The organism is Dactylosporangium aurantiacum (assembly GCF_000716715.1).
In the GTDB taxonomy this organism is placed as follows: domain Bacteria; phylum Actinomycetota; class Actinomycetes; order Mycobacteriales; family Micromonosporaceae; genus Dactylosporangium; species Dactylosporangium aurantiacum.
Genome location: NZ_JNYJ01000025.1, coordinates 84,774 through 111,336, shown reverse-complemented (window position 1 = coordinate 111,336; position 26,563 = coordinate 84,774). Strand labels below are relative to the sequence as shown.

The 26,563-nt window shown below is 74.2% G+C and carries 25 protein-coding genes; 15 read left to right on the top strand and 10 right to left on the bottom strand.

The annotated features are described in order from the left end of the window. Positions 1 to 202: 202 nt before the first annotated feature. The 4 genes from OP18_RS27550 (at position 203) to OP18_RS27535 (ending at position 5,931) form a co-directional block, all read left to right on the top strand. Positions 203 to 2,290 (top strand): ATP-binding protein, encoded by a 2,088-nt coding sequence (locus OP18_RS27550; RefSeq protein WP_081971173.1) that lies wholly within the window; start codon positions 203 to 205, stop codon positions 2,288 to 2,290. Positions 2,291 to 2,378: 88 nt separating this feature from the next. Beyond that, entirely contained in the window at positions 2,379 to 4,379 is a 2,001-nt protein-coding gene (locus tag OP18_RS27545; protein WP_033361939.1) for an APC family permease, read from the top strand. Between the two features lie 83 nt (positions 4,380 to 4,462). Next, positions 4,463 to 4,768: a YqiJ family protein gene (locus OP18_RS27540; protein WP_245635539.1), complete on the top strand. Its 306-nt coding sequence runs from the start codon at positions 4,463 to 4,465 to the stop codon at positions 4,766 to 4,768. A gap of 11 nt (positions 4,769 to 4,779) precedes the next feature. Next, positions 4,780 to 5,931 (top strand): SPFH domain-containing protein, encoded by a 1,152-nt coding sequence (locus OP18_RS27535; protein WP_081971172.1) that lies wholly within the window; start codon positions 4,780 to 4,782, stop codon positions 5,929 to 5,931. A gap of 24 nt (positions 5,932 to 5,955) precedes the next feature. Here OP18_RS27535 and OP18_RS53145 read toward each other — a convergent pair whose 3' ends face one another. The 6 genes from OP18_RS53145 to OP18_RS27505 form a co-directional block, all read right to left on the bottom strand. Next, on the bottom strand, positions 5,956 to 6,630 hold the full coding sequence (locus OP18_RS53145; protein ID WP_052387428.1) for a hypothetical protein: 675 nt from the start codon (positions 6,628 to 6,630) through the stop codon (positions 5,956 to 5,958). Positions 6,631 to 6,828: 198 nt separating this feature from the next. Continuing rightward, entirely contained in the window at positions 6,829 to 7,689 is an 861-nt protein-coding gene (locus OP18_RS27525) for a metal ABC transporter permease (RefSeq protein ID WP_033361938.1), read from the bottom strand. Beyond that, positions 7,676 to 8,548 (bottom strand): metal ABC transporter permease, encoded by an 873-nt coding sequence (locus OP18_RS27520; RefSeq protein WP_245635538.1) that lies wholly within the window; start codon positions 8,546 to 8,548, stop codon positions 7,676 to 7,678. The genes OP18_RS27525 and OP18_RS27520 overlap by 14 nt, the downstream gene beginning before the upstream one ends. A 9-nt stretch (positions 8,549 to 8,557) precedes the next feature. Continuing rightward, a complete protein-coding gene (locus OP18_RS27515) occupies positions 8,558 to 9,313 on the bottom strand; it encodes a metal ABC transporter ATP-binding protein (RefSeq protein ID WP_052387427.1) in 756 nt (251 codons plus the stop codon). Further along, complete coding sequence (locus tag OP18_RS27510) at positions 9,306 to 10,268, bottom strand: metal ABC transporter substrate-binding protein (RefSeq protein ID WP_033361937.1); 963 nt, start codon at positions 10,266 to 10,268, stop codon at positions 9,306 to 9,308. Before OP18_RS27510 ends, OP18_RS27515 begins: the two co-directional genes overlap by 8 nt. A gap of 128 nt (positions 10,269 to 10,396) precedes the next feature. Further along, complete coding sequence (locus tag OP18_RS27505) at positions 10,397 to 10,789, bottom strand: SCO5389 family protein (RefSeq protein ID WP_033361936.1); 393 nt, start codon at positions 10,787 to 10,789, stop codon at positions 10,397 to 10,399. A 199-nt stretch (positions 10,790 to 10,988) separates the two neighbouring features. Between OP18_RS27505 and OP18_RS53140 the strand changes: the two genes are divergently transcribed. From OP18_RS53140 to OP18_RS27485, 5 genes are all read left to right on the top strand, one after another. Further along, positions 10,989 to 11,711, top strand: coding sequence for an ATP-binding protein (locus OP18_RS53140; protein ID WP_052387426.1), 723 nt, complete (start codon positions 10,989 to 10,991; stop codon positions 11,709 to 11,711). A 204-nt stretch (positions 11,712 to 11,915) separates the two neighbouring features. Further along, positions 11,916 to 13,730: a 3-keto-alpha-glucoside-1,2-lyase-like domain-containing protein gene (locus OP18_RS27495; protein ID WP_052387425.1), complete on the top strand. Its 1,815-nt coding sequence runs from the start codon at positions 11,916 to 11,918 to the stop codon at positions 13,728 to 13,730. A 244-nt stretch (positions 13,731 to 13,974) separates the two neighbouring features. Continuing rightward, the gene (locus OP18_RS57635; RefSeq protein ID WP_156089820.1) at positions 13,975 to 14,145 is read left to right on the top strand and encodes a hypothetical protein; all 171 of its coding nucleotides are present in this window, start codon (positions 13,975 to 13,977) and stop codon (positions 14,143 to 14,145) included. An 81-nt stretch (positions 14,146 to 14,226) separates the two neighbouring features. Continuing rightward, positions 14,227 to 14,640, top strand: a complete 414-nt coding sequence (locus tag OP18_RS27490) for an SRPBCC family protein (RefSeq protein ID WP_081971171.1) — start codon at positions 14,227 to 14,229, stop codon at positions 14,638 to 14,640. 13 nt (positions 14,641 to 14,653) lie between these two features. Then, a complete protein-coding gene (locus tag OP18_RS27485) occupies positions 14,654 to 16,123 on the top strand; it encodes a cryptochrome/photolyase family protein (protein WP_033361995.1) in 1,470 nt (489 codons plus the stop codon). A gap of 28 nt (positions 16,124 to 16,151) precedes the next feature. Here the strand turns inward: OP18_RS27485 and OP18_RS27480 are convergent, their stop codons facing one another. Beyond that, positions 16,152 to 16,508 (bottom strand): ArsR/SmtB family transcription factor, encoded by a 357-nt coding sequence (locus OP18_RS27480; protein WP_052387424.1) that lies wholly within the window; start codon positions 16,506 to 16,508, stop codon positions 16,152 to 16,154. Positions 16,509 to 16,566: 58 nt separating this feature from the next. Here OP18_RS27480 and OP18_RS27475 point away from each other — a divergent pair, with 58 nt between their 5' ends. Next, positions 16,567 to 17,613, top strand: a complete 1,047-nt coding sequence (locus OP18_RS27475) for a cation diffusion facilitator family transporter (RefSeq protein ID WP_033361934.1) — start codon at positions 16,567 to 16,569, stop codon at positions 17,611 to 17,613. A 74-nt stretch (positions 17,614 to 17,687) separates the two neighbouring features. Then, positions 17,688 to 19,262 (top strand): methyl-accepting chemotaxis protein, encoded by a 1,575-nt coding sequence (locus OP18_RS27470; protein WP_052387423.1) that lies wholly within the window; start codon positions 17,688 to 17,690, stop codon positions 19,260 to 19,262. A gap of 108 nt (positions 19,263 to 19,370) precedes the next feature. Here OP18_RS27470 and OP18_RS57630 read toward each other — a convergent pair whose 3' ends face one another. After that, positions 19,371 to 19,535 (bottom strand): hypothetical protein, encoded by a 165-nt coding sequence (locus OP18_RS57630; RefSeq protein ID WP_156089819.1) that lies wholly within the window; start codon positions 19,533 to 19,535, stop codon positions 19,371 to 19,373. Positions 19,536 to 19,955: 420 nt separating this feature from the next. On the opposite strand from OP18_RS57630, the gene OP18_RS27465 reads away from it, so the two are divergent. Together OP18_RS27465 and OP18_RS27460 are read left to right on the top strand one after the other, a co-directional pair. After that, positions 19,956 to 21,299: an extracellular solute-binding protein gene (locus OP18_RS27465; RefSeq protein WP_033361933.1), complete on the top strand. Its 1,344-nt coding sequence runs from the start codon at positions 19,956 to 19,958 to the stop codon at positions 21,297 to 21,299. A 108-nt stretch (positions 21,300 to 21,407) separates the two neighbouring features. After that, complete coding sequence (locus OP18_RS27460; protein WP_033361992.1) at positions 21,408 to 22,943, top strand: GAF domain-containing protein; 1,536 nt, start codon at positions 21,408 to 21,410, stop codon at positions 22,941 to 22,943. 4 nt (positions 22,944 to 22,947) lie between these two features. On the opposite strand, the gene OP18_RS27455 is transcribed toward OP18_RS27460, so the two are convergent. Continuing rightward, positions 22,948 to 23,520, bottom strand: a complete 573-nt coding sequence (locus tag OP18_RS27455; RefSeq protein WP_033361932.1) for a hypothetical protein — start codon at positions 23,518 to 23,520, stop codon at positions 22,948 to 22,950. Between the two features lie 177 nt (positions 23,521 to 23,697). Between OP18_RS27455 and OP18_RS27450 the strand changes: the two genes are divergently transcribed. Next, the gene (locus OP18_RS27450; RefSeq protein WP_033361931.1) at positions 23,698 to 23,892 is read left to right on the top strand and encodes a CsbD family protein; all 195 of its coding nucleotides are present in this window, start codon (positions 23,698 to 23,700) and stop codon (positions 23,890 to 23,892) included. 55 nt (positions 23,893 to 23,947) lie between these two features. On the opposite strand, the gene OP18_RS59190 is transcribed toward OP18_RS27450, so the two are convergent. Then, positions 23,948 to 24,094 carry a hypothetical protein gene (locus OP18_RS59190; RefSeq protein WP_169788965.1) on the bottom strand — a complete coding sequence of 49 codons (147 nt, stop codon included), beginning with the start codon at positions 24,092 to 24,094 and terminating at the stop codon, positions 23,948 to 23,950. A gap of 111 nt (positions 24,095 to 24,205) precedes the next feature. On the opposite strand from OP18_RS59190, the gene OP18_RS53135 reads away from it, so the two are divergent. Next, positions 24,206 to 26,557, top strand: a complete 2,352-nt coding sequence (locus tag OP18_RS53135) for an Hsp70 family protein (protein WP_052387421.1) — start codon at positions 24,206 to 24,208, stop codon at positions 26,555 to 26,557. Positions 26,558 to 26,563: the final 6 nt, after the last annotated feature.

Below are 26,563 nucleotides of genomic sequence, written 5' to 3'. Positions count from 1 at the left end.
CCCGCCGGCACCGGCCGCGACGCAACACTGCCCGACCACCCGACACGGTCGAACCGACCGGTGACGGCCGACCGGACGCACTTTCCCGGAAACCCTCAGATCCGGCCGGCGCCGGCCGAGATCAGGGAACTGGGCCGCGCGGCGCCACCCGATAGCGCCGATTTGCCGGCGCGGCCGCGGGCCGCAGCGCTATTTTGACGCTATGGGGTCAGTGCTGCTGGCCGAGGACAACGTCGACCATCAGCGCGCCATCACCGCGGTACTGCGGCGGCTCGGGCACGACGTGACGGCGGTGACGGACGGCGTCGAGGGGCTGGCGGCGGCCGCGGCGCACCGGCCGGACCTGGTCGTCGCCGACGTCGACATGCCCATGATGGACGGCCTGCGCATGTGCCGGGCGATGCGGGACGACCCCGCGCTGGCCGGCATCCCGGTGGTCGTGGTGACCGCGCTGCTCGGACCGTCCGATCCGCGGCTGGCCGGCAGCGGTGTCACCGCCGTGGTGCGCAAGCCGTTCAGCGTGCGGGAGCTCGCCGACGTGGTCACCGCGCAGCTGGCGACGGACCCGGCCGGACCGGACCCCGCAGCGGACGCCGCCGGACGGGACACCGCGCCGGACGCCGCCGGACGGGACACCGCGCCGGACGCCGCCGGACGGGACACCGCGCCGGACGCCGCCGGGCCGGACACCGCGCCGGACGCCGCTGGGCCGGACACCGCGCCGGACCCGCTCACCGAGGCGCTGCTGGGCACCGTCGAGGCCGGTGTCGTCGCCTGCGACACCCGCGGCCGGACGGTCGTGTCGAACACGTGGCTGCGCCGCACGTTCGGCGACGGCGCGCCGGAGCGAATGGCGCTGTGCCGGCGGGACGGCTCACCGGTCGCCGCCGGGCAACGGCCGCTCGCCCGCGCGCTCGCCGGAGAGCAGGTCCGCGACGGCGACCTGGTCGCGCACGACGCGGCCGGCCGGCTCCGGTCGCTGGCCGTCAACGCCCGGCCGGTCCGCGACCCGTCCGGCGCGCTCCTCGGCGCGGTCGCGGCGGTGCACGACGTCACCGCCGAAGACCTCGCCCGCCGCTGCTACGAATGCCAGAGCCAGGTGCTGCGGGTCCTGGCCACCGCGCCGGACACCGGCACCGCGACCGGGCAGCTGCTCGAAGCGATCGCCACCACGCTGGGCTGGCCGTACATGCGGTTCTGGCAGGTCGATCCGCTCACCGACCGGCTGCACCCGGTCGCGGCGTGGACCGCGCCGGGGGAGCGGCCGCTGCCGCTGCCGGACAGCTTCGCCCGCGGCGAAGGGCTCGCCGGGGCCGCCTGGCAGCGCGATGAACTGGTGTGGGTGCCGGACATCCGGGCGCCCGGCGCGCCCGTGCTGCCCGAGGTGGCCGCGGCGTGCGCGTACCAGGCGGCGGGCGCGGTGCCGGTGTGCAGCGGCGGCACCGTCACCGGCGTGATCACCTTCTTCTCCGACTGCCGGCAGGAGCCCGAGCCCTCGCTGGGCATCCTGCTCACCGGCGTCGCCGGCTGCATCGGCGCGTACCTGGAGCGCCGGCGCGCGGACGAGCTGGCCCTGCAGCTGGCGGCCAGCACCGAGCACTACATCGCGCTGGTCGGTCACGAGCTGCGCACCCCGCTGACGTCGATCGGCGTGTACACCGACCTCATCGCCGACTCGCCGGACACCACGGCACTCGGCGAGATCCGCGACCTGCTCGGCGTCATCCACCGCAACAACGCCCACCTGCGCGACCTCGTCGACCGGCTGATCGACCTGGCGGCGCTCGAGTCCGGCGACGCGGAGCTGACGATCGGCACCGTCGACCTGGCCGCGCTCACCGCGGCGGCGGCCGCCGACGTGGCCGCGACCGCCGAGCCACGTGGCATCACGGTCACCGTGGAGCTGCCCCCGCATCTGCCGGTGCCGGGCGACCAGCGCCGGCTGCGCCAGGCCGTCGACCAGGTGCTGCTCAACGCGGTCACCTACAGCCCCGACGGCGCCCGGGTCACCGTCGCCGGCCGGGCCGACGGCGACGTCGCCGTGGTGGCCGTCACCGACGCGGGCGGCGGCCTGCCGGCCGGGGAGCACGACGCGGTCTTCCGCCGGCTGCACCGCGGTAGCAACGCCCGGCACGCCGGCATCCCCGGCAGCGGCCTGGGCCTGGCACTGACCCGCGCGATCCTGCGCCGGCACCACGGGACCGTCGCGCTCACCCCGGCCAGCCCGGCCGGCCCGGCCGGCACGACCGCCACGATCCGCGTCCCGCGCGTGCCGCCCCGCCCGGCGTGATCACCGTCACCGCCCCCGTCGGGCTGCGGGAAGTGCCGGAGGCTCGTACCGTGATCGGCCGGGTATCGCCAACGGCACTGGAGCGCATATGAACACCACTGACGACGCCGGGGCGCTGGACGAGTACGCGGTGCCGGCGGTGGTGCAGACCCCGGCGCGGCGCCCGCCGCGCGGCGGGCCGGTGGCCCGGTGGCTGCTGCGGCACCGCGTGCAGCCGGTCGGGCCGGCGGCCGGCGAGGCGCACGCCGAGCAGCACGCCTGGTGGAAGGTGATGTGCCTGACCGGCGTCGACTACTTCTCCAGCCTCGCCTACGTGCCGGCGATCGCGGCGACCGCCGCCGGGGCCCTGTCCCCGCTGGCCACCCTGCTGATCGTGGCGCTGACACTGTTCGGGATGCTGCCGATGTACCGGCGGGTCGCCAAGGAGAGCCCGCACGGCGCCGGCTCGGTGTCGATGCTGGAGCAGCTGCTGCCGTTCTGGCGCGGCAAGATCTTCGTGCTGGTGCTGCTCGGGTTCGTGGCCACCTCGTGGATCATCACGATCACCCTGTCGGCGGCCGACGCCAGCCTGCACGTGCAAGAGAACCCACACGCCCCGGACTTCCTGCACGGCCACGCCGTCGCGCTCACCGTGATCCTGCTGCTGGTCCTCGGCGGGGTGTTCCTGCTCGGGTTCAGCGAGGCGGTCAGCGTCGCGATCCCGCTCGTGGCGGTGTTCCTTGCCCTCAACGCGGTCATCGTCGTCGCCGGCGTGATCGAGGTGGTGTCCACCCCGGACGCGTTGCCGACCTGGACGCACGCGCTGACCGCCGGCGGCACCGGCTTCGGCGACCTCGTGCTGCCCGCGGTCCTGGCGTTCCCGCTGCTCGTGCTGGGCCTGTCCGGCTTCGAGACCGGGGTGAGCATGATGCCGCTGATCGCCGCCGACGGCGCCGACCCGCAGGAGCGGCTGCGGGCCCGCATCCACAACGCCCGCAAGCTGCTCACCGCGGCCGCGCTCATCATGAGCGTCTACCTGCTGGCCAGCAGCTTCGTCACCACCGTGCTGATCCCGCCGGCCGAGTTCGCCGAAGGCGGCCAGGCCAACGGCCGGGCCCTCGCCTGGCTCGCCCACGAGCAGCTCGGCGAGGCGTTCGGCACCGTGTACGACCTCAGCACCGTGCTCATCCTGTGGTTCGCCGGCGCGTCGGCGATGGCCGGCCTGGTCAACATCGTGCCGCGCTACCTGCCCGGCTACGGCATGGCCCCGGAGTGGGGCCGGGCGGTGCGCCCGGTGGTGCTCGTCTACACCGCGATCACCGTCGCCATCACGATCGCGTTCGACGCCGACGTCGACGCGCAGGCCGGCGCGTACGCCACCGGCATCCTCGCCATGATGGTCTCCGGCGCGTTCGCCGTCACCGTGTCCGCGTTCCGGCGGCGCGCCACGGCGTCCGGCGCCGGATTCGGCCTGCTCACCGCCGTCCTCGCCTACGCCCTGGTGGAGAACATCCGCGACAAGCCCGACGGGCTCACCATCTCCGGGCTGTTCATCGCCGGCATCATCACCATCTCGCTGATCTCGAGGGTGTCGCGCACGACGGAGCTGCGCGCGGACCGCATCGAGTTCGACGACGCCGCCCGCCGGTTCATCACCGAGACCCTCGCCTACGACGGGCGGATCAACCTCCTGGCCAACCGCCCGGGCGCCGGCGACGCGGCCGAGTACACGGAGAAGGAGTTCGAGCAGCGGGGCGAGAACGCCGTCCCCGGCTCCGCCGACGTGATCTTCCTGGAGATCACGGTGGTCGACCCGTCCAGCTTCAGCGACACGCTCACCGTGCGCGGCGTCAAGGTCGACGGCCACCGGGTGCTGCGCGCCGACGCCCCGGCGGCGCCGAACGCCATCGCCGCGATCCTGCTCGCCCTGCGCGACACCACCGGCGTGCGCCCGCACTGCTACTTCGCCTGGGCCGAGGGCAGCCCGCTGGTCCACATGGTGCGGTACTTCCTGCTCGGCCGCGGCGACACCGCCCCCGTGACCAGGGAGATCATCCGGGAGCACGAGCCCGACCCGCAGCGCCGCCCGGGCGTCCACGTCGGCGCCTGACCACCCGCCGGCCCGGAAGCCGACACTGTCGCGCTCGACACACCGCCGCGCGGCCTGACGGGACACACACCGTGGCGGGACGGGTGCACAATCTGGATCGCACACGTCACGACGCGCGGGAGCGCGCGGCGGGCGGCGGATGGGGAGTGGCCGTGCGTGGTCAGTCGCTGGTCGGCAGGGTCGGCGTGGTGGTCACCGCAGTTCGCGGGGGAGACCGTCCCGGCGAGATCCGCATCGTGGTCCAGGGCGTCCCACACCACTACCTCGCATACGCCGCCGAGCCGGTGCCGTCCGGCACCCACGTGCTCGTCGTCCATTTCCGCGGCGCGCGTCAGGTCGACGTCGAACCGTGGTCACCGATGCCCGGGGACCACACCACCACTGGCTGAGAGAGGCCACCATGTTCGGTTACCGTGTGCCCGCGCCCAATGAGGCCCTGCTGATCAGCGGCCGCAAGCAGCGAGGGGCCGATGCGCTACCGTTCAAGATCGTCACGGGGCACGGCACGTTCGTCGTCCCGGTCTTCTCCAAGGCGACCCGGCTGACCCTGGCGATGCAGGAGGCCGAGGTCGAGGAGGACTGTTACACCCAGCAGGGACTCACCCTGCACGTCCAGGCCGTCATCGCGTTCAAGGTCGGCGACGACCACGAGTCGATCGCCGCGGCGGCCCGCCGCTTCCAGGGCGACCAGTCGCAGATGCCGGTCCTCGTCGGCCGGATCTTCAGCGGCCACCTGCGCAGCATCATCGGCAGCATGACCGTCGAGGCGATCATCCGGGAGCAGCAGACCCTGGCCGACGCGATCGTCGACGCCAGCAAGACCGAGATGGCCCGCATCGGCCTGGACATCGACTCGCTGCAGATCAGCAGCATCCACGACAAGGGCGTCGGCTACATCAAGGCCCTGGCCGCCCCGCACCAGGCGCGGGTCAACCAGGAGGCCAACGTGGCGCAGGCGATCGCCGACCAGGCCAGCGCGATGGCGCAGCAGGAGAGCAAGCGCAACCAGGCCGAGTACGCCCGGCAGACCGCCATCGCTCAGGCGCGCTACCAGGCCGAGATCGACCAGGCCCAGCAGACCGCCGCGCAGGCCGGCCCGCTCGCCGCCGCCCAGGCCCAGCAGCACGTCCTCGTCGAGCAGGCGATCGTCGCGCAGAAGCGTGCCGAGCTGCGCCAGGCGGAGCTGGTCACCGAGGTCATCCGCCCGGCGGAGGCCGAGGCCGAGCGGATCCGCACCCTCGCCCGTGCCGACGCCGACGCCACGAAGCTGTCCGCGGAGGCCGCCGCCGCCCAGGGCCGCATCGCCCTCGACCAGATGATGATCGAGCAGCTCCCGGACCTCCTCCGGGCCGCCGCCGAGGGCCTGCAGGGCGCCAACCTCACCGTGCTCAACGGCGCCGACGGGCTCAACAGCGTCGTGGCCTCCCTGGCCGCGCAGGGCACCGCGCTGCTGGAGGCGGTCCGCAAGGGCATGGCCACCCCGACCGCCACCGCCACCCCGACCGCCGCCGCGCCCCCGTCGACCGCGGTCGTGCGGCGCGACGCGGCCTGACCTGTATCGCCGGGCGCGCCGGCCTCACTTGCCTTCCGGCGAGCCGTCCGAGGTCATCGCGCCCTGGCCGGGCACGGCGGGCAGGAAGACGTGCGCGTGGCCGTGGCCGGCGTCGACGTTGAGCTGGTCGAGTTGGGTGCCGCCGACGGCCCAGGTCGCCACGGCGATGTCGCGCAGCTGCCCGGCGTGGGTCAGCTGCGCGGCCCTGGACGCCGGTGGCACCCGCAGCGCCTGCTCGTAGGCGATGACGGCCTCCTGCAGGGTGCGGGTGGCGGCGGCGAGGCCGGCGCGGGCGATGTTGACCCCGGTGCCGGCGGACGGCGGGTCGGCGAACCCTTCCACGGCCTTCGTCGTCGCGGTGCGCCACGTCGCGACCTGGTCGGTGGTGGCCTCCGGTCCGGGCACGGCGTTGGCGCCGGGCGGGACGGCGGCGGCGAACGCGTCGAGGACCGGGGCGAGCGCGTCACGGACCTGCCGCGCCTGCGTGGTCAGCGCGACGATCTGCTCGGCGTCGCGTTTGGCGTCCGCGGCCCGGATCGCGTCGATGGAGCGCTGCGTGTCGGAGCGCGGGTCGGCGGTGGCGGCGCCGATCGGCCCGCCGAGCAGGGCGCCGGCGGCCAGGGCCAGCACGATCCATACCCAGTGGACCCCGCCGCGGCGGTGCGGGACGGCGGTGGGACGGCGTTTGGTGTTGCCCACAGGTGTGCTCCTCGCTCAGGATGACAGCCGTCATCGAGGCGGCCCGCCGTGACCACCCGACATCGTGCGGTGCCCGCCGCGCGTCCCGGGCTCCCGCCGAGGAGCGCCGGGCCGCGCCGGGTGCGGGCCTGCGGACACGGTACGGGCCCGCCCCTCGACCGCGGAAGCCCGGTGCGGCGACACCGGGGCGCCGGCGGGTCAGGCGCGGCCGGCCACCGGCGCCGCCGTCCTGCCCGGCCGGCGGGTCCGCCGGCGGGTGAGCAGGCTGTCGCGGCGACCGACGAGCAGGGACACCGCGAAGCAGCCGGCGGCGGTGAGGCTGATCGCCGCGCCGGCCGCGACGTCCCAGCCGCGCGACAGCAGCAGCCCGCCGACCGTGCTGGCGACGGCGATACCGACCGACGCGGCGGTCATGGTGCCGATCCGGTCGGTCCACAGCCGGGCGGCGCCGGCCGGTGCGACGACCAGTGCCACGGTGAGGATGGTGCCGACGGCCGGCACGGCGGTGACGACGACCGCGGCGACGAGCAGCAGGACGCCGAGGTCGACGGTGCCCGTGCGGTACCCGGCGGCGCGGGCACCGTCGCGGTCGAACGCCGTGTACGTCAGCGCCCGGCCGGCCACGGCCACGCTGAGGGCGACGGCGGCCACGACGGTCGCGGCGGCGGCCAGGTCCTCGGTGGTGACGGTCAGGATCGACCCGACGAGGTAGGCGGTGAGGTCCCTGGTGAAGCCGCGCTGCGCGGACAGCAGCACGACGCCGAGCGCGAACCCGGCGGCGAGCGCCACCGCGGTCGCCGTGCTCGGGTCGTGGCCGCGGCGGCGGGACAGCGCGGCGACGGCGAGCGCGGCGGCGACCCCGGCCGCGGCACCGCCGAGGTACAGGTCGACACCGACGACCGCGGCCACGACGACGCCGGGGAACGTGGCGTGGGTCATCGCCATCGTGAAGAACGCCAGCCGCCGCAGCACGACCTGCACGCCGAGCAGCCCGGTGGCGACGCCGACCAGGACCGCCTCGACGAGGGCCCGGTGGAACGCGACGTCAGCCGACGGCATCGGCGCTCCCGCGGGTGGCGAGCCGGCGGACCGGCGCGACGAGCAGGGCCAGCAGGTACAGGGCGACGAGGGCGAGCACGACGGTGCCGCCGCCGGCCAGCCGCACCCCGTGGGTGACGGAGGCGTGGTAACTGACGGCGAGGCCGAGGTACCCGGCCAGCGCCGCGGCGGCGACCCCGACGGCGGCGATCACCGCGAGGCGGTCCGAGACGAGCCGTCCCGTCGCCGCCGGTACGACCAGCAGCGCCACCACGAGGATCGTGCCGACGGCCTGGGCGGCCGCGACGACGACGAGGGCGACGCCCAGGTTCAGGGTCAGGTCCAGCAGCCATACGCGGTAGCCCATGGCGGCCGCGGCCTGCGGGTCGAACGCCCGCAGCCGCAGCTCCTTGGCCAGCGCCGCGAGGGTGGCCAGCACGACGGCGGCCACCGCCGCGGTCTGCGCCAGCTGGGTGGGGGTGACGGTGAGAAGCCGGCCGAACAGGAACGCGGTGAGGTCGGCGCGGTAGGAGGCGCGCCGCGACACGAGCGCCACACCGACGGCGAACATGGCGGCGAGCAGCACGGCCAGGGCGGTGTCGTCGGTGACCCGCCGGGACCGGGTGAGCAGGGTCAGCAGCACCGCGGTGACGGCGGCGGCGGCGAGGGCGCCGGGGAAGACGCCCCCGGGGCCGCCGCTGAGGAACCCGACGACGACGCCGGGAAAGACGGTGTGGGTCATGGTGTCGGCGACGAACCCGAGGCGCCGGATGAGCACGAACGCGCTGACGACCCCGGCGAGCAGGGCGAGCAGCAGCAGCTCAGCGAGGGCCCGGCCCATGAACGGCACGGTGAACGGCTCAACGAGGACGGCGTGCACGGTGGCTCCTCACGGGCGGGCGACGATGACCCGGTCGCCGCGCAGGTCGAGGGCCTGGCTGCCGTACGCGGCGCGCAGCAGGGCCGGGGTGAGGACCTCCCGCACCGGTCCGAAGCCGTGCACGTGCCGGTTGAGCAGGCAGGCGGCGTCGCAGGCCAGGTGGGCGAGGGCGAGGTCGTGGGTGCTGATGACGGCGGCGGCGCCCTGCCGGATGAGGGCGCCGATCGCCGCCAGCAGCGCGTCCTGGCTGACGACGTCGACGCCGTTGAACGGCTCGTCGAGCAGGAGCAGTCGGGGCTGCTGGGCGATGGCCCGGGCGAGCAGGACGCGCTGGCGCTGCCCGCCGGAGAGGGCGCCGAACCGGACCCGGGCCCGGTCGGCGAGGCCGACCAGGTCCAGGGCGTCGGCGGCGATGCGCCGGTCGGTGCGGCCGGGGCGGCGCAGCCACCCGGTCCTGCGGTAGCGGCCCATGAGCACGACCTGGGCCACGGAGATCGGGAACTGCGGGTCGAGGGTGTCGGCCTGTGGGACGTAGGCGACGTCGCGGCGGGCAGCGGCCGGGGCCCGGCCGAGCACGGTGATCGTGCCGGCGGTGACCGGTACCAGGCCGAGGACCGCTTTGATGAGCGTGGACTTGCCGGCGCCGTTGGGGCCGATGAGCGCCACGGTCTCGCCGGCGCGGACCTGGCCGGTGACGTCCTGCAGGACCGGGGTGCCGTCGTAGCCGGCGGTGGCGTGCGCCAGGCGCAGGGCGAGGTCAGCCACCGAGGGCCCGCACGATCGTGTCGGTGTTGTGCTGCTCCATCTTGAGGTACGTGTCGCCGGCGGAGCCTTCCGGGCCGAGGCTGTCGCCGTACAGGGCGTCCTCGCCGGCGACGACCTTAACCCCGGCCTGCTTCGCGATCGCCTCGGCGGTCTTCGGGGGCAGCGAGCTCTCGGAGAACACGGCCTTGGCGCCGGTCTGCCTGATCCTGGCGACGATGTCGTCGACGTCCTTGGCGGACAGCTCGGCCGAGGTGTCGAAGCTGGGGATGATCGAGCCGACGAACTGCAGCTGGTACCGGTCGATGTAGTAGCCGAACGCGTCGTGGTTGGTGACGAGCTTGCGGTCCGCGGCGGGAAGCGCGCCGAGCTTGGCGGCGATGCCGGCGTCGAGCGCGTCGAGCTGCGCGCCGTAGCCGGCGAGGTTCCTGGCGAACGTGTCGGCGTCGCCGGGCGCGGCCGCGGCGAACGCCCGCTCGATGGTCTGGACCATGCGTTTGGCGTTGCGCGGGTCGTGCCAGATGTGCGGGTCGCCGTGCTCGGCCTCCTCGCCCTCGCCCTGGCGGATGCGCACGCCCGCGCTGGCGTCGACGGTGGTGCCCCGGAACCCGGCGGAGGCGATCGTCGCGTCGAGCCAGCCCTCCAGGCCGACGCCGTTCTTGACCAGGACCTTGGCGGCGCGGATGGCGGTGAGGTCGGCCGGGGTCGGCTCGTAGTCGTGCGGGTCGATGTTGGGCTGGATGATCTGGGTGACGGCGACCCGGTCACCGCCGATGACGCGGGCGAAGTCGGCGACCTGGGTGGTGGTCGCGACGACGGCGAGCCGGGCGCCGGCGCCGCTGCCGGCGCCGCTGCCGGGCTGCGCCGTGGTGGCCGGTCCGCCGCCGCACGCGGCGAGGGCGGCGGTGAGCGCGGTGAGGACGGTGGTGACAGCGAGTGATCGCCGGCGAGGCTGCATGTCGGTGGCTCCCTGAGGACGTGTCGGACCGCCCAGACGCTACCGGGTTTCATTTTCAATAACGAGCCGTCGCATCGCCATGTCCGCATGTGCGGGCCCGCCCGCACCCGGGCGGGCCCGCACCGGCGTCAGCAGTTGCGCAGCCCCGGCGACTGGTTGAGCAGCTGGCCGCGCGGGGAGACGAACGCCCGGTGCCGCTCGCCGCCGACGGCCGCCGGGGCGAACGCGGCGACGCGGTGGCAGTTCTGGAACGCGAGCCGCACCGCGAAGTGCCGCTCCAGGCCGCCGCGGATCGCGTCGCTGGCCAGCGCGCGCAGCAGCTGCCCGCGCTCGGCCTCGCCCGGCGGCGGGACCTCGTGGTCGGCGAAGTCGCCGCCGGAGGCGTGCAGGGTGCCGGCGACACCGCTGATCACACTCCAGGCGTACGGCAGGGAGTCGCGCACGCAGGCAACGAACTCCTCGTCGTCGACGGGGCCGGCCTCGGCCCGTTCGAGCAGGGCGGCGGGGACGTCGAGGGACATGGGATCTCCTTCGGTCGGTGCGCGGTGGTACGGGCGATCGTACGCACTTAGTGGTATCGGTTTTCATTTCCATCGTCAACCGGTTCGCCGGTTTCGTACCGCCGCGGGCGCGGAGCGCGGTGATGTCAAGCCACGTCGCACGATCGGGGTCGGGCATCCAGCGGATGCAGCGCCAACCGATCGGCCGTACGGTGCAGCCATGCTGACGGTTGACTCGGTGCATGACCTGGAGCGGGAGATCTCCCGCCTCACCGTCAGCGGCCACCTCACCGCGGACCGCCGGGACTACCTGCGGACCTGCCTGAGCAAGGCCCTCGCCGCGTGCCCGCGCGCGGTCATCGTCGACCTGCGCGACTTCGACGACGTCAGCGGCACCGCGGCGGCGCTGTTCGTCGCCGCGCAGGTCACCGCGCGGCAGGACTACGGCGTCGCCCTGCTGTGGGTGATGCCGGCGCGCGGCGCGCTGCGCACCAGGCTCGACGTGCCGCACTGGCGGCGCGCGCTGCGCCTGCACGACCGCCTCGACCAGGCCGTCGCGGCCCTGGACGCCGGCCCGCCAGCACCGGAGCAGTTCCGGGTCGTGCTGCGGCCGGACGCGCTCGCGGTCAGCCGGGCCCGCGCACTCGTGCACGAGGCCTGTGTCAGCCGGGGCGTGCCGCAGCTGGCCGCGACCGCGTGCCGGATCGTCGTCGAGCTGGCGCTCAACGCGGTCGTGCACGCCGGCACCGAGTGCACCGTCACGGCCGGCCGGCGCGGCGCCTACCTGTGGATCTCCGTCCGCGACGGCGACCCGGCACCGCCCCGGCTCCCGGCCGGCCGGCCGACCGGCCTGCACCTGCTGGAGCGGCGGGCCGCGGCCTGGGGCTGGCTGCGCGGCGCCGCCGGCAAGACGGTCTGGGCCGCCGTGCGCCTGCCCGCCTGAAATTTTCAGCGGCACGCGGGCCGGCGGGATCCTGCAACCATCCTGCGAACGTCTATGTCTTGCGCGGGGAAAACGCTTTCCTTAGGGTCCGATTTGTCGGCACGAAGGTCCGCCCTCCGTTCCCCGCCCGGAACGCCGCCGAGGGCCTCACCGTGCGCACCCGTGCGACACCCCCGACGTGCGCACCGTCATCCCGGAGGATTCATGCGTCTACAGATCGGATCCCGGCTGCGGTCACACCGGTGGCCGGCCGCCGCGGCCGCCGCCGTGACGGCCGCCGGCGTCGTGCTGGCCACCCAGGTCGCGTTCGCCGACACCGCGTTCACCGCGACGTTCGAGGACGGCTCCACCAGCGGCTGGTCGAAGTCCGGCGGCACCTGGAGCGTCGTCACCGACGGCAGCAAGGTCCTGCAGCAGTCCAACGCCGGCAGCGAGAACGCCCGCCAGTTCGCCGGCGACAGCGGCTGGACGAACTACACCGTGCAGGCCGCCGTGAAGCCGCTGTCGCTGGGCTCGGGCGGCTTCGTCGGCCTGCTCGCCCGCTCCACCAGCTCGACCACGTTCTACCGGCTCGCGCTGCTGCCCGGCAACGCGGTGCAGCTGCAGGCGGTCAACAGTGGCTCGGTCACCGTCCTGGGCAGCGCGTCGCGCAGCGTGGCGACCGGCACCTGGTACACCCTCGCGATCACGGTCAACGGCAGCACGATCAGCGGCACGGTCGACGGCGCCACGGTCGCCACCGCGACGAACGCGGCGATCACCAAGGGCCGCATCGGCCTGCAGACCGCTTACGCCAGCGCCAACTTCGACAACGTCACCGTCACCACCGGCGGCACCACCCCGACCCCGACGCAGACGACCGCCTCGCCGACCGCGTCGCCGACGCCGTCGCGCACCCCGAGCACGTCACCGTCCACGAGCCAGCCGCCGTCCTCCGCCCTGTACGTGGCGCCCAACGGCACCGCCGGTGCGGCCGGCACCCAGGCCAGCCCGACGACGCTCGCCTCGGCGATCACCCGGGTCACCGCCGGCGGCACGATCTACGTGCGCGGCGGCACCTACAACCAGTCCTCGACGATCACCATCGCCCCGGGCAACAACGGCACGTCGGGCGCGACCAAGAACATCACCGCCTACCCGGGCGAGACGCCGGTGTTCAACTTCTCCGCCCAGAGCGAGGACCCGGCCAACCGGGGCCTGGCCGTCAACGGCAACTACTGGCACATCACCGGCATCATCGTGGAGCGCGCCGGCGACAACGGCATCTTCGTCGGCGGCAGCAACAACACCGTCGAGCGGGTCATCACCCGGTTCAACCGCGACAGCGGCCTGCAGATCTCCCGCATCGCCTCCGACACGCCGAAGGCGCAGTGGCCGGCGAACAACCTCATCATCAGCTCCGAGTCGCACGACAACGCCGACTCCGACGGTGAGGACGCCGACGGCTTCGCCGCCAAGCTGACCGTCGGCACCGGCAACGTGTTCCGGTACACCGTGTCGCACAACAACATCGACGACGGCTGGGACCTGTACACCAAGACCGACACCGGCGCGATCGGCCCGGTCACCATCCAGGACTCGCTGTCCTACAACAACGGCACGCTCAGCAACGGCACGGTCAACACCAACGGCGACCGCAACGGCTACAAGCTCGGCGGCGAAAACATCGGCGTCAACCACGTCGTGCAGCGCAGCATCGCCTACCGCAACGGCAAGCACGGCTTCACGTACAACAGCAACCCGGGGTCGATGACCATCTCCAACAACCTGTCCATCGACAACGCCGAACGCAACTTCTCGTTCGACGCGGGTACGCACACGTACCGCAACAACACGTCGTGCCGCTTCAGCAGCGGCGGCTCCAACGACAAGACCATCGGCAACGCCGACAGCTCCAACCAGTTCTGGACCGGCACCAACGGCTCCCGCTGCACCACCTACAGCGGCGCCCTGGCCTGGTCCTTCGCCGCCGACGGCCACCTGGTGGTGACCCTCGGCGGGCGCACCGTCAGCCTCTGATCACACCCCGCGGCGGCCGGGTCAGGGGTACGCACGCCCCTGGCCCGGCCCGCCGGTCACCACGGCAGCGGCTCGCCGTCGCGGAACAGGCCGCCGCTCGGGCCGCCGTCGGGCAGGGTGGCCGCCCACACGATCCGCGCCGGCGCCGACCTGCGCCGCGGCGGCCTCGGCGGCACCCGGGTCGCGGGCGGCGAGCAGGACGCCGTGGCCGAGCTGTGCGAGCTGGCGGCCGGCTTCGCGGCCGATGCCGCGGCTGCTCCCCGCGCCGGCCGCCGCGGCGCTCGGCGGGCAGCTCGCCGTCCTGATCGACGGCGCCTACACCAGTGCCGCCCGCCTCGGCCCGGACGGCCCCGCCGCGGCCGGGCTGCACCTGGCGCGCGACCTGGTGCGTGCCGCGGCGACCGGAAACGGCTGATCACCGGCGCTGCCGCGGACATGGTCGTAGACTGAAACCGACGCAGAATTCGACGCAAGGTGGAACGGCTGGAGGGATCTCATGATCATCGTTCAGGATGCGGTACGCGTGGGAGTGCCGGCCGCGTCCGCCTACGCGCACCTGGTGCGGTTCGACGAGTACCCGCGGTTCATGTCCGGCGTGCTGGGCTGCACGCCGGTCGACGACGCCGCGGCCCACCTCACGCTCGACGTCGGCGGTTGCCGGGTCGAGCTGGACGCGGTCATCGCCGACACCGACCCCGACGCGTACGTGCACTGGGACGCCGCGACGCTCAGCGAGTCGTTCTGGCTGCAGGAGACCGCCGGGCACACCGACGTGACCGCGGTGCTGCGGCTGGACCAGCACAGCGTGCGGCTCTACGACGACCTGCCCGAGGACGTCCTGCGCCGCCGGCTGCGCATGGACCTCAAGGGCTTCCGGCGGCTGTGCGAGGAGTCCGGGGACGCGCGGTAGCGTGCCCGCCCCGATGCGCCGGCGCTGGCTGTTCGCCGACCAGCTCGGGCCGCACTTCCTCGACGACGGGCGGCAGCCGGTGCTGCTCGTGGAGGCGAGGTCGGTGTTCCGCCGGCGCGCCTTCCACCGCCAGAAGGCGCACCTGGTGCTGTCCGCGCTGCGCCACCGGGCCGCCGAGCTCGCCGGCCAGGCGGCGTTCGTGCAGGCCGAGACGTACGGCGCCGCGCTGCGCGGGACCGCCGACCGGCTCGACGTGTGCCACCCGACGTCCCGGCCGGCGCGGGAGCTGCTGCGCCGCCACCCGGCGATCGACGTGCTGCCGCCGCGCGGGTTCACCACCCGGCCGGAGGAGTTCGTGGCCTGGGCCGACGGCCGGCGCACACTCCGGCTGGAGGACTTCTACCGCGACGCGCGGACCCGGCTGGGCGTGCTGATGGACGGTGACGCCCCCGCCGGCGGACGGTGGAACTACGACACCGACAACCGCCTGCCGCCGCCGCGCGGGCACCGGACGCTGCCGGTACCCCCGCCGCCGCTGCCGACCGAGGACGACATCGACGCGCAGGTCCGCCGCGACCTCGACGCGTGGCAGGCCGACGGCGTGCGGTTCGTGGGCCGGGACGGCCCCCGGCTCTTCCCGGCCACCCGCGCCGAGGCGCTCGCCCGGCTGGAGCACTTCATCGCCCACCGGCTGCCGCAGTTCGGGCCGTACGAGGACGCGATGCTCGCCGAGGACCCGTGGATGGCGCACAGCACGCTGTCGTCGTCGCTGAACCTCGGGCTGCTCGACCCGATGGAGGTGGTCGCCGCCGCCGAGGACGCGTACCGGCGCGGCCTGGCCCCGGCCGCCGGCGTCGAGGGGTTCATCCGGCAGATCATCGGCTGGCGCGACTACGTCTGGCATTTGTACTGGTACCGCGGCGAGGACTACCCGCGCTCCAACGCGCTGCGCGCGACCCGGCCCCTGCCCGCCTGGTTCGCCCGGCTGGACGCGGACGCGGTGCAGGCCCGGTGCCTCGCCGACGTGCTCGCCGGGGTCCGCGACCGCGCCTGGGTGCACCACATCCCCCGACTGATGGTGCTGGGCAACTACGCGCTGCAGCGCGGCTGGCGCCCCGCCGCGGTCGCCGACTGGTTTCACCGCTGCTTCGTCGACGGCTACGCGTGGGTGATGACCGCCAACGTGATCGGCATGAGCCAGTACGCCGACGGCGGCACCATGAGCACCAAGCCGTACGCGGCCGGCGGGGCGTACCTGGACCGGATGAGCGACTACTGCCACGACTGCCGGTACCGCCCGCGGCAGCGGCTCGGCCCCGACGCGTGTCCCTACACGGCGGGCTACTGGGCGCTGCTGCACCGCACCAGCGAGCTCCTGGCCGGCAACCACCGCATGGCCCAGCCGCTGCGCGGCCTGGACCGGCTGGCGGACCTCGACGCCGTGGTGGCGCAGGAGCGCGACCGCGGCTCGCGCGCGCCCTGAGGCCGGGCGCCCGGCCGGCGCGTCTCTGTCAGTCGTGCTCGGGTGCGCCGGTGACGTGGTGGTCGGCCGCGTGCAGGGCCTCGGTCACCAGCCGGCGGACGTGGCCGCCGCGCACCCGGTACAGCACGCGCCGGCCGTCGCGGCGGGAGCTGACCAGGCCGGCCAGGAGCAGCTTCGCCAGGTGCTGGGAGACGGCCGGCCGGGACGCCTCCACGGCGGCGGTGAGCGTGGTGACGTCCTGCTCGCCGTGGCGCAGATGCCACAGCAGCCGCAGGCGGGTCGGGTCGGCCAGCATCCGCAGGGCGGTCACTGCCGCGTCGACCTGCGCGCCGCTGGGTGGTTGTTGCAGGTCAGCGGCAGGTGCAACGTTGTCGCGTGCGTACATGAGCACCTATCCTGCCAGTGCGGACCGCGCACCGCCACCACCGCCAGGGAGGGCCACCATGCACGAGCACCCCGCCCACCACGAGCACGAGCACCACCACCACGAGCACGGCCACGGTCACGGTCACGGGCACGGCTGGGCGCGGCGGCTGCGGCACCTGCTGACACCGCACTCCCACGACGCCGCCGGCAAGGTCGACGCCGCGATGGAGGCGTCCAGGGACGGCATCCGCGCCGTGTGGGTGTCGCTGCTGTTCCTCGGGGTCACCGCCGCCGCACAGGCCCTGATCGTGGTGGTGTCCGGCTCCGTGGCGCTGCTCGGCGACACCATGCACAACGTCGCCGATGCGCTCACCGCGGTCCCGCTCGGCGTCGCGTTCGTGGTCGGGCGGCGCGCGGCGACCGGCCGGTACACCTACGGCTTCGGCCGCGCCGAGGACCTCGCCGGGATCGTCATCGTGCTCACCGTCGCCGCCTCGGCCGGGTTCGCCGCGTACGAGGCCGTCGGCCGCCTGCTGCACCCGGCGCCCGTCAGCCACCTGCCGTGGGTCGCCGCCGCCGGCCTCGTCGGGTTCGCCGGGAACGAGGTCGTCGCCCGGTACCGCATCACGGTCGGCCGGCGGATCGGCTCGGCCGCGCTCGTAGCCGACGGGCTGCACGCCCGCACCGACGGGTTCACCTCGCTCGCCGTGCTGCTCGGCGCCGCCGGCGTTGCGGCCGGCCTGCCGTGGGCGGACCCGGTCGTGGGGCTCGGCATCACCGCCGCGATCCTGTTCGTGCTCAAGGACGCGGCCCGCGAGGTGTACCGGCGCCTCATGGACGCCGTCGACCCGGACCTGGTGACCGCGGCCGGCCACGCGCTCGCCGGCACCCCCGGGGTGCTCGCGGTCGGGGCGCTGCGGATGCGCTGGATCGGGCACCGCCTGCACGCCGAGACCGACGTGGTGGTGTCGCACACCCTGAGCGTCGTGGACGCCCACGCCATCGCCGTCGACGCCGAGCACCGCCTGCTGCACGCGGTGCCCCGGTTGACGGCGGCCACCATCCACACCGACCCGGACACCGCCGCGGCCGCCGCCCACGCCACGGTGGCACATCACCACTGACGGGCCGGATTCGCTCAACCCGGGCCGGGCCGCGCCGAACGGTACAAGGGGGACGGCGGACGGAGGCGGCGTACATGCGGTGGACCCTGGCACGACGCATCGGCGGTGTCGCCGCGGCGCTGACGCTGGCGACGGTGGCGCTGGCCGCGATCGGGTTCGCGCAGGCGTCGACCACCGGCCGGGAGGGCCGCGACGCCGTGGCGGCGTCGCAGCTGCTGTCGGAGGTCAACGACGCCCAGCACACCGCGTCGGTGATCCTGGCCAGCGCGTACACCCTCGCGACGCGGCTGGACGAGGCGGCCCGCGCGGCGGCGGTCGAGCGGTCCACCGAGCACGCCGGCGAGCTGCGCGAGCAGCTGGAGCACATCACCGCCGCCCGCTCCCGGTGGGGCACCGAGGCGGAGGTGGACGCGTTCGCCGCGACGGTCCGGGACGTGCTGGCGGTCGCCACCACGATCGAGGGGGCGAACGGGACGCTGAGCGTCCCGCAGGCCCAGGCCGCGCAGGCCGCGTGGGACGGCTTCGACGCCAGTAGCGACACGCTCAAGACGCACCTCGTCGACGTCGTCGCGCAGCAGCAGCGCATCGCCGCCGACGGCGAGACCCGCGCCCGGGTGCTGCTCGGCGTGGTCGGCGGGCTCACCGTGCCGGTCGTGCTCATCGCGATGTGGCTGCTGGCCCGCTCGATCATCCGGCCCGTCCGGTCGACCAAAGCGGTCCTGGAACAGGTCGCGACCGGCGACTTCACCCGGCGGGTGCCGGTCCGCGGCCGCGACGAGCTGGCCGACATGGCCCAGGCGTTGAACACGACCGTCGAGCACGTGGGCGCCGCCCTGTCCGGCATCACCGAGGAGTCCGGGGCGCTCACGTCCGCCTCCGGTGGCCTGCGCGACGTCAGCCGGCACCTGTCCAGCAGCGCCGACCGGCTCGCGGAGGAGTCGACGGTGGTGGCCGGCGCGATCGGCGCCGCCAGCCGGGAGGTGCGGGTCGCCTCCGACAGCACCCGCACCCTGCAGGACGCGGTCGACGACGTCGCGGCCCGGGTCGCGGAGGCCGCCCGGATCGCCGCCGACGCCGTGCAGGAGGCGGCGGTGGCCAACCGGACGATCTCCGAGCTCGACGCCTCCAGCGCGAGGATCAGCGAGGTAGCGTCGGTGATCACCGCGATCGCCGACCAGACGAACCTGCTCGCGCTCAACGCCACCATCGAGGCGTCCCGGGCGGGGGAGTCCGGCAAGGGCTTCGCGGTCGTCGCCAGCGAGGTCAAGGAGCTGGCGAAGCAGACCGCGAAGGCGACCAGCGACATCGGCGAGCGCATCGACGCGATCCAGGCCGACACCGCCTCCGCCGTCAGCGGCCTGCAGCGCGTCACCGAGACGATCAACCGGATCGTCGCCATCCAGGACACGATCGCGGAGTCGGCCCGTCAGCAGGCCGCCGCGGCCCAGGACATCGGCGCCAACGTCGCGCACGCGGCCGAGCAGTCGGCGACCGCCGCCGGCCGGATCAGCGGGGTGTCGGACGCCTCGCGCGAGGCGACCGCGTCCGCCGAGGAGACCCAGGCCGCCGCGGAGCGGCTGACCGCGACGGCCGGGCGGCTCGAGGCGGTGGTCAGCCGGTTCCGTATCGGCGACGGCACGCCACGCTGACGCTCGCCACGGTGCCGCGGCCGGTCGCGTCGCGGGTCGTGGCCGGCGCGGCGGAGGGGTGACCGCCGAGCCAGCGCAGCCACCGGTAGGCGGTGACGGCCCGGCCGTTCACCGCTGCCCGCCCTGAGGGCGCCGCTGCACCCGGAAGACCAGCGGGGGAGCGACGTCGTCCGGGCCGCCGCCCGGGACGGCGAGGGCGACGACGACGTACGCCGAGTCGTAGCGGTGTCGGTCTGCGGTGGGTGGACGTTTGCGGGCACGCGGTGCTGACATCACGGTTCCTCACGAAGTTGGGTGTGGTGAAACGGCGCTCAGCGCGGCGACGGTGCGCCGGGAGCGCGCGAGGGAGAGGGCGCGGGTCAGGCGGGACAGGAGGCGGACCACACTCGACCGAAGTCGATGTGATCGCGGGTCCACAGTGGCGTGCGTGCCATGCCGACAGTGCAGCAGCGCCGGTATCGCAGTGTCAACGCCGTTTCCCGTGCTTTGTCGCCCTTGTCACCGCACCGGGTCCCCGCGTGGACTAAACACTACTAAGAAGATAGGATTGATAGGGACTGTGCCGCCGGGCGCACCCAGCCGCCTGGCGCCGCGCACCCGCCGGTACCTCGGCCGGGACCGGCTGCACTCCGTCGAATTCACCGGCGGTCCGCGAGTCCTCAGGCATCGGCGGGCGCGGCCGATGAGCGGGACGTGCTGAGGATCCTGGCGGTTGCGGCCGTCGCCGTGCTCACGATCACGGGCTGCGCCCGCGGCGACGGTGAGACGCCGCAGGACGTCGGCTACGCCCCGGACCGGCCGCCGGTCACCATCGACTTCTGGTACATGCCGTCCGGCGGGCCGCTGCAGGACCAGGTCATCGCCGGCGAGGCCGCACAGTTCCACGCCGCGCACCCCAACATCACCGTCAACCCGGTGCGGATCGTCTGGGAGGACGCGCTCACCAGGCTCAGCACCGCCTCGTCCAGCGGCGAGGGACCCGACGTCACCCAGCTCGGCACCACCTGGGTCGGCGGGTTCAGCGAGCTTGGGGCGCTGCGCCCCTACACCGCCGCCGAGATCGCCGCGGTCGGCGGGCAGTCGGCGTTCACCGCCGCCAGCTGGAGCTCCAGCCACCTGATCGGCTCGCCGGACACGACCGCCATGCCGTGGCTGGTCGACATCCGTGCGCTGTTCTACCGCACCGACGTGCTCGCCGCCGCCGGGATCGACCCGGCCACCGCGTTCGCCACCTGGGAGTCGCTGGAGGCGACGCTGCGACGCATCCACGACGCCGGCGGCCCGGTCGCGCCGCTGGCGATCGGCAACGAGAACACGTTCGGCATCATCCACAACGTCGCCCCGTTCGTGTGGAGCGCCGGCGGTGACCTGCTCAACGCCTCCGGCACCGCGTCCCGGCTCGCCGAGCCGGCCGCCGTCGACGCCGTGCAGTACTACCAGCGGCTCGTCGCCCGGTACAACGATCCGACCGTGGCCAGGATGGTCAACAACGACGTGCCGGCCGCGTTCGCCGCCGGCCGCGGCGCCGTCACCATCGACAGCTCCCAGTCCGTCGGCGACTTCCTGGCCAACCCCGACCGCGCCGGCCTGCGCGCCGGCTGGTCGACCGCGCCGCTGCCCGCGGGCCGGGCCGGCCGGTTCGGCTTCCTCGGCGGCTCCAACCTCGCGATCCTCAAGGACGCCGCGCACCCCGACGCCGCCTTCGAATGGGTCAGGTTCCTCACGGGAAAGCAGAGCCAGCAACGGTACGCCGTCAGCACCGGCCTCTGGCCCGCCCGCACCGAAGCCGTCGCCGGCACGAAACTGGAGACCGAACCCGCGTACGGCGCGTTCCGCGAGATGATCGGCCACGGCCGCATGTACCCGTCGGTCGCCGCCTGGATCGTCGTGGAGAGCGTCATCGCCAAGGACTTCGCCGAGCTGTGGCACGCCCCCGGCGAACTGTCCCGCGACGAGATCCAGGCGATCCTGACCCGCACCAGCGCCGACATCGACGACACGCTCGCCGCCCCGGGCCGCACCGGCATCAACGACTGACGGCCGGACATGCACCGCAGCCGCAACCCGCCGGGATGCTCAAGTGCACCCGCGCGGTGCCGATGGAAGGGCATATCCGTCGCACTCTGAGGGGATGCTTTGGGTCTGTTGCGTGCACGTGGCCGGGACCAGCGGGCCGCGGCGCCCGTCCCGCGGGACGTGGAGTCACTGGAGCAGCTGATCATCGCGCTGGACGGCGCCCCTGACGAGGCCGCGACCTGGCGGATCACCGTGGAGTCGCTCGTCCGGTCACACCAGTTCATGTACGGCGCCGTGTGGCTGCCCGATCCCGAGGGTCACCTGCGCGTCGGCTTCGAGACCGGCGACATCGCCGGCGAGCTGCGGGCCGTCACGGCCGGGCGGGACCTGCCGGTCGGCATGGGCCTCGTCGGCCGGGCGCAGCAGAGCCGCCAGCCGATCTACATCGACGACGCCCGCGACGTGCACGACTGCCCGCGCTGCCAGGCGGCGGTGCGGGCGGGCGCCGTCTCCGCCGTGACCATCCCGGTGGTCAAGGCCGGGCGGGTCATCGCGGTCCTGGAGTACTACTCCCGGCACCAGCTGGGCGTCGACGGCCCCCGGACGGAGAAGTGGAACGCCATCGCCCGCATCGCCGAGCAGGCCCGCAACCAGGCGCTCGCGACGATCGAGCTGAAGCAGCTCGCCGCCGACCGGCTCGCCGTCACCACGGTCGTCAGCGCGCTCGGCAAGGCGCACGACGTGCCGAGCACCATCCGCGCCGCCCTCGACACCGTCCGCAGCGCGTTCGGGTGGGCGTACGGCTCCTACTGGGAGGTCGACCCGAGCGGGCGCGAGCTGCGGTTCCACACGGAGTCCGGCTCCGCCGGCGAGGAGTTCCGCAAGGTCACCCTCGAGGCCACCTTCGCCGAGGGCGTCGGGCTGTCGGGGCGCGCGTGGCGCACCCGCGACCTGGTTTTCGTCCGCGACCTGGCCGAGCTCACCGACTGCGTGCGGGCGCCCGCCGCGCAGCGCGCCGGGGTCCGGTCCGGCATCTGCTTCCCGGTGCTGAGCGGCGAGCGGGTCGTCGGCACGATGGACTTCTTCACCAGCGAGTACGTCGAGCTCAGCGAGTCCCGCGCGTCGGCGCTGCGCAACGTGCAGCAACTGGTCTCGCAGCGCCTCGACATCGTGCGGGCCGGCGAGTCCGCCGCCGAGAACGCCCGGCAGCTGTTGGACTCGATCTCCCGCCTGCGCGCCGCCAGCCAGGACGCGACCAGGGTCGCCCGGGAGGCGGTGGCCCGCGCCTCGGAGATGACCACGGACGTCACCGCCCTGAGCGAGTCGTCGACCGCCATCGGCGACGTCATCAAAATCATCTCCTCGATCGCCGACCAGACGAACCTGCTGGCGCTCAACGCCACCATCGAGGCCGCCCGCGCCGGCGACGTCGGCAAGGGCTTCGCGGTCGTCGCCGGCGAGGTCAAGGACCTGGCCCGGGAGACCGCCACCGCGACGCAGAAGGTCGCCGACCAGATCGCCGGCATCCAGACCAACGCCCGGTCCGTCACCGACGGCATCCACGTCACCAGCGAGACCATCGGTCAGATGGACACCGTGCAGGCGCGCATCAACGAGGTCCTCGAGGATCAGGCGCGCATGGCGCAGCTGCTGGAACGTTCCTGACCCGTCACCAGACGCAGGCGACCCGGAAGTCGTCGGCGTAGACGACCCCGACGCCGCCCTCGCCGAGCACCGCGAGCCGGATCGTGACGTCCCGGGGCCCGGGTGTCCAGCTGCCGGCGGAGAAGTTGGCGTACGTGGTGTTCGTCAGGTGATACGTGCGGATGGTCTCGTACGTCCAGCTCGACGTCCCGATCACCTCGACGTTCACCGTGGCGTCGTTGGTCGAGGAGCGGATGGCGACCCGCATGCTGCACAGCACGGCGTCGGCGGGTATCCGGACCCGGCGGCCGAAGGACCGCCACGCGCCCGGGGTGCCGGCCGTCGAGCCGATCACGGCGGAGTGGGTGCCGGTCTGGGCCGACGGGGCGTACGAGCTGACGTACGCGGGGTCGCACGTGACGTAGGCGGGGCAGCGGTAGCCGCAGCCTTCGCAGTCGCCGTACCACGCGGTCGTGCTGCCCTCGAAGCCGTCGTCGAACACCCACGACGACGACGCGACCGCGCGCCCGCCCGTGCCGAGCAGGATCGCGCCGACGGTCAGTACCGTGACGATCGCCGTGCGTAGATGACGATGCATGGCCGCGGACGCTAAGCCCGCCGCCGCCGCGCCGGCAACCACCGGCGCCGCCCGCGACCCCGGTACCAGCACCGCACGCCTGAAAGTTTCACGCCGGGCACGCGCCGGAGGTTTCCGCCGCCCGGCACCGGGCACCCACTGGGCATCGTCACAACCGTCGATCACCTGGGAGGCGTCATGAGTTTCGGAGACAAGATCGAGCACAAGGCCGAGGAAGTCAAGGGCGCGGCGAAGGAGCAGTACGGCGACGCCACCGACGACGAGCAGCTGCAGGCCGAAGGGCAGGCCGACCAGGACGCGGCCAACGCCAAGCAGGCCGGCGACAAGCTCAAGGACGCCGCGCACGACGTCAAGGACGCCTTCACCGGCTGACCGGCCCAACCCATGACGAAGGCCCGGCCGGACCGGCCGGGCCTTCGCCGTCGGGTCACTTGCCGGAGCCGGACTTCGGCGCCTTCTGCGACAGCGCGCTGCCCGCGGCCTGCTTGTCCTCAGTGGACGAGTTCGGGTCGCGCAGCACGTCGCTGGCCGCCGAGGCCGCCTTCGCGCTGGTCTGCTTGTGGTTCTCAGCCATCGATCCGCTCCTCACAGTCGCTCGATCAGTGACGGCCGTGCGGGCCGCTGTAAGGAAGGTTGCCCCGAAGCCGGGCAGTTCAATCTTGACCGCGGCCGATATGTTGCTGCCATGCAGCCGTGGCAGGTCTCGCTCGGGGTCGATCTGGGCACCACCCACACCATCGCCGTCCTGGCCACGCCGGACGGGCGGGACCAGCCGCTGCTGTTCGACTCCAGCCCGCTGCTGCCCTCCGCCGTGTACGGTGGCGCCGACCGCCGGCTCCTCGTCGGCCGGGACGCGCTGCGCGAGGGGCGGCTGGCGCCGCAGCGGCTGGAGCAGCATCCGAAGCGCCGCGTCGACGACGGCGCGATCCTGCTCGGCGACGAGGAGTTCCACGTCGTCGACATCTTCGCCGCGCTGCTGCGCCGGGTGGGGGAGGAGGCGGTGCGCGCCGCCGGCAGCCCGTCCCGGGTCGTGCTCACCCACCCCGCCACCTGGGCCGCACCGCGCCGGCAGGTGCTGGCCGAGGCCGCGCGGGCCGCCGGGTTCGGGGCCGTGACGCTCGTGCCGGAGCCGGTCGCCGCGGCCGTCTACTTCACCACCGTCCTGCGCCGGCCCGTCCCCGACGGTCACGCGCTGGTCGTGTTCGACCTCGGGGCGGGCACCTTCGACACCAGCGTCGTCGCGCGCCGCCCCGGCGGCGGCTGGGACGTGCTGGGCGCCGACGGCTCCGACACCCTCGGCGGCGTCGACCTCGACGCCGCGGTCGTCGACTGGATCGGCCGGCCCCTCGCCGGACGCGACCCGGCGCTGTGGAACCGGCTCATCCACTCCCCGGACGTCGAGGACCGGCGCCGGCGGCAGCAGCTGTACGACGAGGCCCGCGTCGCCAAGGAGCAGCTCTCCCGCCAGCCGACGGCGACGGTCCGGGTGCCGCTGTTCGACACCGACGTGCAGCTCACCCGCGAGGAGTTCGAGCACCTGGCCCGGCCCCTGCTGGAGCAGGCGGTGGCGCTGACCGCGGCGACCCTGACCCGGGCCGGGCTGCGACCGGACCGCATCGCCGGGCTGTTCCTCGTCGGCGGGTCGAGCCGGATCCCCCTCGCCGCGACGCTGCTGCACCAGCGGCTCGGGGTCGCGCCGACGCTGATCGAGCAGCCGGAGCTCGTGGTCGCCTACGGCAGCCTCAGGTCGACGGCCGACCCGGCCCAGCCGCCGCCACGGCCGGTCGCGCCAATGGCCGGCGCTCCCATCTCGGGTGCCCCCATGCCCGCTGCTCCCATGTCGGGTGCCCCGATGTCGGCCGCTCCGATGTCGGCCGCTCCGATGTCGGCCGCTCCGATGTCGGCCGCTCCGATGTCGGCCGCTCCGATGTCGGCCGCTCCGATGTCCGGTGTGCCGATGTCGGGTGCTCCCATGGCGGGGGCGCAGGTCGGGTCGCCGCCACCGTTTCCACCGGTCCCGCCGCCGGGCGCCCCGCGCACGCCGGGCCGGCGCCCGCTGACGCTGGCCCTCGCCGGAGCGCTCGCCCTCGTCCTGCTCGCGGCCGCCGGGTACGCCATCCGGCGGCAGACCGACACGGGCCGCGCCGACAACCAGGGCAGCGGCCTCACCGGCACCGGCGGCGGCGCGGGCGGCGGCAGCAGCGCCCCCGGCAAGCCCGGCGGCGGGCAGCAGCTCACCGTGTCCCGCGTCGTGTGGTACGCGGCGGCCAAGTTCACCTTCCGCACGGTCACCTACCAGCCGCCGGCCGGCGCCGGTGACGGTACCCTCACCGCCGACGTCACCGTGGAGAACCTGTCGTCGTACCCGTTCACCCGCAACGTCTTCGCCACCTACCGCAGCGGCGACGGCCGCACCACCAAGGGCCGGCTCGCCGACACCGGCCAGATCCCGGCGAAGACCACCAACCCCGGCCGGTTCACCTTCGACCTCGACCCGTCCGAGGTCGGCGACCTCAAGGCCGGCACGATCAGCATCGGCGAGGGCACCGAGACGCCGGCGGTCGTGCCGTTCGCCGAGCAGGCGCAGGCGACCACGCTCGAGCCGCGCGAGGTGCTGCCCGCCGCCCGCCGGACCGTCGGCCGGCTCCAGTTCGACGGCCTGGCCTGCACCCTCAGCGCCGCGCTCCTGGAGGGCGACGACCGCAACGACGCCCACACCCAGGTCAAGGACGGCTACCGGTACGTCGCCTGCCGCTTCGACGTGCGGGCGCTGGGCCAGGTCGGTTACGGCGGGCAGGACGTCGGCCCGCCGAACTTCCGGCTCGTGCCCCCCGACGGCACCCCGCTGGCCCCGATGAACGTCTCCGCCAGGGCGCTCGGCCAGGACGAGGTCTGGCGCGACCGGTGGTACTGGTTCGAGGTGCCGTTCCCGCTGCGACCCGGCGCGTACACGCTCCAGCTGCGCTACCTGGGACCGTCCAACAAGGACGCCCCGTCGCCGGCGAACACGGTGACGGCCGAGCTCAGCATGGCCTGAGCCGGC

What these genes read in the sequence shown, in the direction of transcription:
- OP18_RS27510 (WP_033361937.1), bottom strand. Translation starts at nt 10,268, where the DNA reads ATGCAGCCTCGCCGGCGATCACTCGCTGTCACCACCGTCCTCACCGCG.
- OP18_RS27475 (WP_033361934.1), top strand. Translation starts at nt 16,567, where the DNA reads ATGCACGAGCACCCCGCCCACCACGAGCACGAGCACCACCACCACGAG.
- OP18_RS27505 (WP_033361936.1), bottom strand. Translation starts at nt 10,789, where the DNA reads ATGTCCCTCGACGTCCCCGCCGCCCTGCTCGAACGGGCCGAGGCCGGC.
- OP18_RS27525 (WP_033361938.1), bottom strand. Translation starts at nt 7,689, where the DNA reads ATGCCGTCGGCTGACGTCGCGTTCCACCGGGCCCTCGTCGAGGCGGTC.
- OP18_RS27480 (WP_052387424.1), bottom strand. Translation starts at nt 16,508, where the DNA reads ATGTACGCACGCGACAACGTTGCACCTGCCGCTGACCTGCAACAACCA.
- OP18_RS27455 (WP_033361932.1), bottom strand. Translation starts at nt 23,520, where the DNA reads ATGCATCGTCATCTACGCACGGCGATCGTCACGGTACTGACCGTCGGC.
- OP18_RS53135 (WP_052387421.1), top strand. Translation starts at nt 24,206, where the DNA reads ATGCAGCCGTGGCAGGTCTCGCTCGGGGTCGATCTGGGCACCACCCAC.
- OP18_RS27535 (WP_081971172.1), top strand. Translation starts at nt 4,780, where the DNA reads ATGTTCGGTTACCGTGTGCCCGCGCCCAATGAGGCCCTGCTGATCAGC.
- OP18_RS27495 (WP_052387425.1), top strand. Translation starts at nt 11,916, where the DNA reads ATGCGTCTACAGATCGGATCCCGGCTGCGGTCACACCGGTGGCCGGCC.
- OP18_RS27490 (WP_081971171.1), top strand. Translation starts at nt 14,227, where the DNA reads ATGATCATCGTTCAGGATGCGGTACGCGTGGGAGTGCCGGCCGCGTCC.
- OP18_RS27470 (WP_052387423.1), top strand. Translation starts at nt 17,688, where the DNA reads ATGCGGTGGACCCTGGCACGACGCATCGGCGGTGTCGCCGCGGCGCTG.
- OP18_RS59190 (WP_169788965.1), bottom strand. Translation starts at nt 24,094, where the DNA reads ATGGCTGAGAACCACAAGCAGACCAGCGCGAAGGCGGCCTCGGCGGCC.
- OP18_RS27550 (WP_081971173.1), top strand. Translation starts at nt 203, where the DNA reads ATGGGGTCAGTGCTGCTGGCCGAGGACAACGTCGACCATCAGCGCGCC.
- OP18_RS27450 (WP_033361931.1), top strand. Translation starts at nt 23,698, where the DNA reads ATGAGTTTCGGAGACAAGATCGAGCACAAGGCCGAGGAAGTCAAGGGC.
- OP18_RS57635 (WP_156089820.1), top strand. Translation starts at nt 13,975, where the DNA reads ATGCCGCGGCTGCTCCCCGCGCCGGCCGCCGCGGCGCTCGGCGGGCAG.
- OP18_RS53140 (WP_052387426.1), top strand. Translation starts at nt 10,989, where the DNA reads ATGCTGACGGTTGACTCGGTGCATGACCTGGAGCGGGAGATCTCCCGC.
- OP18_RS27485 (WP_033361995.1), top strand. Translation starts at nt 14,654, where the DNA reads ATGCGCCGGCGCTGGCTGTTCGCCGACCAGCTCGGGCCGCACTTCCTC.
- OP18_RS57630 (WP_156089819.1), bottom strand. Translation starts at nt 19,535, where the DNA reads ATGTCAGCACCGCGTGCCCGCAAACGTCCACCCACCGCAGACCGACAC.
- OP18_RS27545 (WP_033361939.1), top strand. Translation starts at nt 2,379, where the DNA reads ATGAACACCACTGACGACGCCGGGGCGCTGGACGAGTACGCGGTGCCG.